The sequence below is a fragment of the Saccharomonospora saliphila YIM 90502 genome, from assembly GCF_000383795.1.
Lineage (GTDB): Bacteria > Actinomycetota > Actinomycetes > Mycobacteriales > Pseudonocardiaceae > Saccharomonospora > Saccharomonospora saliphila.
The window spans coordinates 22,641-29,016 of sequence record NZ_KB912656.1; the positions used below are offsets into that span (position 1 = coordinate 22,641).

General features: G+C 69.9%; 4 protein-coding genes. 3 read left to right on the top strand and 1 reads right to left on the bottom strand.

The features are described from left to right. Window positions 1–439 precede the first annotated feature (439 nt). Both nrdR and SACSA_RS0109110 read left to right on the top strand, forming a co-directional pair. Window positions 440–937 (top strand): transcriptional regulator NrdR, encoded by a 498-nt coding sequence (gene nrdR, locus SACSA_RS0109105; RefSeq protein ID WP_019815267.1) that lies wholly within the window; start codon window positions 440–442, stop codon window positions 935–937. A 36-nt stretch (window positions 938–973) separates the two neighbouring features. Then, on the top strand, window positions 974–3,859 hold the full coding sequence (locus SACSA_RS0109110; RefSeq protein WP_019815268.1) for a vitamin B12-dependent ribonucleotide reductase: 2,886 nt from the start codon (window positions 974–976) through the stop codon (window positions 3,857–3,859). A 39-nt stretch (window positions 3,860–3,898) separates the two neighbouring features. Here SACSA_RS0109110 and SACSA_RS0109115 read toward each other — a convergent pair whose 3' ends face one another. Continuing rightward, entirely contained in the window at window positions 3,899–5,998 is a 2,100-nt protein-coding gene (locus tag SACSA_RS0109115; RefSeq protein ID WP_019815270.1) for a prolyl oligopeptidase family serine peptidase, read from the bottom strand. 175 nt (window positions 5,999–6,173) lie between these two features. Here SACSA_RS0109115 and SACSA_RS26710 point away from each other — a divergent pair. Further along, the coding region (locus SACSA_RS26710) for a hypothetical protein (RefSeq protein WP_232212896.1) at window positions 6,174–6,376 on the top strand (203 nt) is incomplete at its 3' end.

Consider the following 6,376-nt stretch of genomic DNA (forward strand, 5'->3'; position numbering starts at 1 on the left):
GGGAGCAGGGTGGAGTGGGTGTGGTTGCTCCTGGTGGCGGTCGTCGTGGCCGCGGGTGTGGTCGGGCTCGGGCTGTTGGCGGACGGGGTCGCGGGGCGGGCGCCTGAAGGCGCTGCGGCCGGGGTCGTAGTCTGGGGCGGCGCCGCGGCCGGGTGAACGGCGGCTGGTCGTCCCCGCGGTTCGTCGTCCCGCTCTTCGCTGTCGTGGTTATGTCGGTTGTCACCCCGGCGGGCTATGGGGTCGCGCTTGCGCGGCCGTCCGCTGACCCATAGGCTCGACCCCAACATCTAGTAGTTACATTGCTGTAGTTGGTCCACAAGTTGGGGTACCCTTGCGGTAGGTCCGACGGTTGCTCATGTGGTGGGCCCGGTGGCGACAACTCGGTGACGACCCGCGTCGGCGGGTGCGTGCGGTCAGATCAGCAGGGAGGTGCGCGGCTGTGCGGTGTCCGTTCTGCCGGCACGCCGATTCACGGGTCGTGGATTCCCGTGAGGTGGACGAGGGTCAGGCGATCAGGCGGCGCCGGTCCTGCTCCGCGTGCGGTCGCCGCTTCACCACATCCGAGACGATGGTCCTCGCCGTCGTGAAGCGCTCCGGGGTCACCGAACAGTTCAGCCGGGACAAGGTCGTCCGGGGAGTGCGCCGTGCCTGCCAGGGCCGTCCGGTCGATGACGACGCCCTGCAGCAGCTCGCCCAACGGGTCGAGGAGTCGGTCAGGGCGACAGGGGCCGCCGAGGTGCCGAGCCACGAGGTGGGGCTGGCTATTCTCGGGCCGCTCAGGGAACTCGACACCGTGGCGTATCTGAGGTTCGCGAGCGTGTACCGCGCCTTCTCCTCGATCGAGGACTTCGAGGAGGAGATCCGGGACCTGCGCAAGGTGATCGCCGATTCGGTGGCCCGACCGGACGACAGCGCCAGGAGCGCGGACGACGCGTGACGTCGCCGCAGAAGTGTGAACGCGGGAGTGGGAGTCATGACAGAAACCGTGGGGGCCGACGCGGGCGCCTCGCAGAAGCAGGGCAAGAAGCGTCAGGGCGCGAGCGCGCGCAAGGGGCTGCGCATCGAACGCGTGTACACCACCGAGGGCGTGCACCCGTACGACGAGGTGCGGTGGGAGAAGCGCGACGTCGTCATGACCAACTGGCGTGACGGTACGGTCAACTTCGAGCAGCGGGGTGTGGAGTTCCCCGAGTTCTGGTCGGTCAACGCGACCAACATCGTCACGAGCAAGTACTTCCGGGGCGCGGTCGGCAGTGTCGAGCGGGAGAGCAGCCTCAAGCAGCTCATCGACCGGGTCGTCAAGACCTATGTCGCCGCGGGCACGAAGCACGGGTACTTCGCGGGCCCCGCCGACGCCGAGATCTTCGAGCACGAGCTGACGTGGATGCTGCTGCACCAGGTCTTCAGCTTCAACTCGCCGGTGTGGTTCAACGTCGGTACCAGCTCCAAGCAGCAGGTGTCGGCGTGCTTCATCCTCTCGGTCGACGACACCATGGAGTCGATCCTCAACTGGTACAAGGAGGAGGGCCTGATCTTCAAGGGCGGCTCCGGCGCGGGACTCAACCTCTCGCGCATCCGCTCCTCCCAGGAGCTGCTCTCCTCCGGCGGTACCGCGTCCGGCCCGGTGTCGTTCATGCGTGGTGCCGACGCCTCGGCGGGCACGATCAAGTCCGGGGGTGCCACCCGCCGCGCGGCGAAGATGGTGGTGCTCGACGTCGATCACCCCGACATCGAGGAGTTCATCGAGACCAAGGCCAAGGAGGAGCACAAGATCCGCGTGCTCCGCGACGCGGGCTTCGACGTGGACCTCGGCGGCGGTGACATCTCGTCGGTGCAGTATCAGAACGCCAACAACTCCGTGCGGGTCTCCGACGAGTTCATGCAGGCCGTCGAGACCGAGGGGCAGTTCGGACTGCGCGCGAGGATGACCGGCGAGGTGCTCGAGCGGGTCGAGGCCAAGCCGTTGTTCCACACGATGGCGCGCGCGGCCTGGGAGTGCGCGGACCCGGGGTTGCAGTACGACGACACGATCAACGATTGGCACACCTGCCCCGAGTCGGGCCGTATCACCGCGTCGAACCCGTGCTCGGAGTACATGCACCTGGACAACTCCAGCTGCAACCTCGCCTCGCTCAACCTGCTCAAGTTCCTCGGTGACGACGGCACGTTCGACGCCGAGCTGTTCGCCAAGGCGGTCGAGCTGGTCATCACGGCGATGGACATCTCGATCTGCTTCGCCGACTTCCCGACCGAGGCCATCGCCGACACCACGCGCAGGTACCGCCAGCTCGGCATCGGCTACGCCAACCTCGGGGCGCTGCTGATGGCCACCGGCCACGCCTACGACTCCGAGGGCGGACGCGCCCTCGCCGCCGGGATCACCTCGCTGATGACCGCCGTGTCGTACCGGCGCTCGGCCGAGATGGCCGGAGTGGTGGGTCCGTACGAGGGCTACGCGCGCAACGCCGAGGCGCACCAGCGGGTGATGCGCAAGCACGCGGCGGCCAACGAGCTGATCCGCACCTACCACACCAATGACGTGGCCGTGCGGGCACTGGCGTCGCGGGAGTGGGAGCGGGGCATCGACATCGGCTCCGCCAGCGGCTGGCGCAACGCCCAGGCCAGCGTGCTCGCGCCCACCGGCACGATCGGCTTCATGATGGACTGCGACACCACGGGGGTCGAGCCGGACTTCTCGCTGGTGAAGTTCAAGAAGCTCGTCGGCGGCGGCTCGATGCAGATCGTCAACAACGCCGTGCCCCGCGCACTGAAGGCGATGGGCTACCCGGCCGAGCAGGTCGAGGCGATCGTCGACTACATCGCCCAGCACGGGCACGTGATCGACGCACCCGGGCTGCGCCCCGAGCACTACGACGTGTTCGACTGCGCGGTGGGTGAGCGCTCGATCGCGCCGATGGGTCACGTGCGGATGATGGCGGCGGTGCAGCCGTTCATCTCCGGCGCCATCTCCAAGACGGTGAATATGCCCGAGTCGGCGACGGTCGCCGACGTCGAGGAGATCTACTTCCAGGGCTGGAAGCTCGGCCTGAAGGCGCTGGCCATCTACCGGGACAACTGCAAGGTCGGCCAGCCGCTGTCCACGGGCGCGAACGAGAAGGCCGAGGCCGACGCCGAGCCGGAGAAGGTGGTCGAGTACCGCCCGGTGCGCAAGCGCCTGCCGAAGAAGCGCCCGAGCCAGACGGTGTCGTTCACCGTCGGCGGCGCCGAGGGCTACCTCACGGCCGGGTCGTACCCGGACGACGGCCTCGGCGAGATCTTCGTCAAGCTCGGCAAGCAGGGTTCGACGCTGGCGGGCGTGATGGACGCCTTCTCGATGTCGATCTCGGTGGGCCTCCAGTACGGCATCCCGCTCGAGTTCTACGTGCAGAAGTTCCAGAACCTGCGGTTCGAGCCCGCCGGGATGACCGATGACCCGGACGTGCGGATCGCGACCAGCGTGCTGGACTACCTGTTCCGCAGGCTGGCACTGGACTACCTGCCCTACGAGAAGCGCGCCGTGCTCGGCGTGTTCACCGCCGACGAGCGCACCGCCCAGGTCGAGTCCGACTACAGCGGCTCGGCGCCGGAACAGGAGAACGTGGACCTGGACACGCTGCGCAGCACGGTCGAGTCGACGCAGCGCACCGAGGGCAACCCGGGTGCCGACTCCGGCGGTGGAAGCGGCTCCGCCCGTTCGGGGACCGCCGCGGGCGAGGCGCACAGCACCACGGAGCTGAGGGAGTTGCAGATGGGCAAGGCCGCCGACGCTCCGCTGTGCATGACCTGCGGCACGAAGATGCGTCCGGCGGGCTCCTGCTACGCCTGCGAGGGGTGCGGCGCCACATCCGGGTGCAGCTGATCCCGCACGGGACCGACCGGAGCGGAACAGCCGCGCGGTTTACCCGCGCGGCTGTTCCGCGTCCCCTTCCTCCGCGTCCCCGGTGAGCCGCTGCCATAGGAAGTCGAACACCAGCGCCCACTTGAACGCGAGCTGCGCGTTGTCGGCCGCCGCGCCGTGGCCGCCCTCGATGTTCTCGTAGTAGGTCACGTCGTGGCCCTGCTCGCGCATTCTGGCGACCATCTTGCGCGCGTGCGCCGGGTGCACGCGGTCGTCCCGGGTGGAGGTGACGAACAGCGCCGGTGGGTAGATCGTGTCCCGGTCGAGGTTGTGGTAGGGCGAGTACCGCCGGAGCGTCTCCCAGTCCGCCGGGTCGTCCGGATCGCCGTACTCGGCCATCCACGAGGCACCCGCGAGCAGGAGGTGATAGCGCTCCATGTCGAGGAGCGGAACCTGGCTCACGACCGCGCCCACCCGCTCGGGATAGCGCGTCAGCATGACGCCCGTCAGCAGGCCGCCGTTGCTGCCGCCCTGCACACCGAGGCGCCCGGGTGTGGTGACACCGCGCTCGACGAGATCGGCGGCCACGGCCGCGAAGTCCTCGTACACGCGCGGCCGGTCGGCCTTCACGGCCTGGTTGTGCCAGTCCGGACCGTACTCACCGCCACCGCGCAGGTTCGCCACCACATAGTTGCCGCCCCGCTCCAGCCAGCCGCGTCCCACGACGCCGCTGTACGAGGGGGTCAGCGAGACTTCGAAGCCGCCGTAGCCGGTCAGCAGTGTCGGTGCGGGTCCCCGGCCGGGCCTGCTCACGAGGAAGTACGGCACTTCGGTTCCGTCCGCCGACACGGCGACGTGCTGGTCGACCGCGAGGCCGTCGGTGTCGAAGAACGCCGGAGCCTGCTTGAGCCGCTCGATCTCGCCCGTGCCGACCTCGCCCCTGAGCAGGGCGGGCGGGTCGGTGAAGCCGGTGGCCTCCAGGACGAACTCGTCGCTGTCGTCGGGATCGGTGTCGATCAGCCCGACCGTGCCGAACTCGGGCACGCCGGGCAGGGGCTCGTCGCGCCACCCGTCGGCTCCGGGGGTGAGCACCCGCAGGCGGGTCCGGACGTCCCGCAGGGTGGTCACGAGCAGGTGGTTGCGGGTCCAGGCGTAGTGGTCCAGCGACGTGTGCGGGTCCGGCCGGAACAACACGGTCATCTCGCGCTCGCCCGCGAGGAAGTCGTCGAGCACGGCCGCCAGGAGCGCGCCCGCCGGGTACCGCACACCGCCCACCGTCCACGGGCTCCGGGTGCGCACCAGAAGCCACTGCCGGTGCACCGAGGCCACCGCGTCCTCGGGCACGTCCACCCGCACCAGCCCCGCGTCCGTGCGCAGGTACAGCTCGCTGCGGTAGAAGTCGATGCTGCGCCGGACGAGGTCGCGTTCCCACCCCTCGGTGGGGTCGTGGTGGGCGCGCACGGCCACGTCGTCGGAGGCGCCCTCGAACACCAGTTCGGCCTGCTCGAGCGGAGTTCCCCGCCGCCACAGCTTGACCAGCCGGGGATAGCCGGACGTGGTCACCGAATCCGGCCCGAAGTCGGTGCCGACCCACACGTGGTCGGCGTCGATCCAGGACACCGAGCTCTTCGCTTCGGGCAGGACGAACCCGTCGGGGACGAACTCGCGCCGGTCGAGGTCGAACTCCCGCACCACCGCCGCGTCGGCACCGCCCCGCGACAGTTCGACGAGGCAGCGCCGGTGCTCCGGTCGCAGCACCGTGGCGCCCTGCCAGACCCAGTTCTCCGACTCGGCCTCGGCCAGCGCGTCGAGGTCGATCAGCACCTCCCAGTCCGGGTCCGGCTTGCGGTACTCGTCCAGGGTGGTGCGCCGCCAGAGGCCGCGCGGATGGTCGGCGTCGCGCCAGAAGTTGTAGAGGTGCGGGCCGCGACGCCGCACGTACGGGATACGGGTGTCGTCGTCGAGCACCTCCCGCAGCCGTGTGCGCAGCTCCTCGAACCGGGGGCGACCGGCGAACCGCTCGATGGTCTCGGCGTTGCGGGCCCGGACCCAGTCGAGCACCTCCTCGTCGGCGACCTCCTCGAACCGGAGGAACGGGTCCCGCTCCGGGGCGCCTTCCGTGTCCGGCCGCGCGTCTCCCGTCGACCGGGTCTCACTCATGCCCGACCTCACTCGTTCCCGCACCTCACTCGTCGCCCGTCACTCGCCGCCCGTCCGTCCACGGCCCTCACGGACCGTCTTTCTCCCGTCAGTCTGCCAGCGGGGGTCACCCACGGCGTCCCGTGGTGAACAAGGCGTGCGTGGCCGGACGCCCGGGGCTACGCTGACTGCCACTGTGGGTCACGAGGGACGTGCCGAACCGCCGCCGAGAACGCCGAGAACGCCGTGGCTGCTGCTCGGCGTTCTCGCCGTGGTGCTCGGCGGTGTGGGGGTCGTCGCGCTGAGCGGTGCCGGAATCCGGTCCGTTCCCGGGCACGCCAGCCCCGCTGGTCCCGCGACGGCGCCGGGTGCGGACTCGTCGCGCGCGCCGACCGTGCC

Bases quoted from the DNA above. Each gene is read 5' to 3' on its own strand.
- SACSA_RS0109110 (WP_019815268.1), top strand. From the start codon at position 974: ATGACAGAAACCGTGGGGGCCGACGCGGGCGCCTCGCAGAAGCAGGGC.
- SACSA_RS0109115 (WP_019815270.1), bottom strand. From the start codon at position 5,998: ATGAGTGAGACCCGGTCGACGGGAGACGCGCGGCCGGACACGGAAGGC.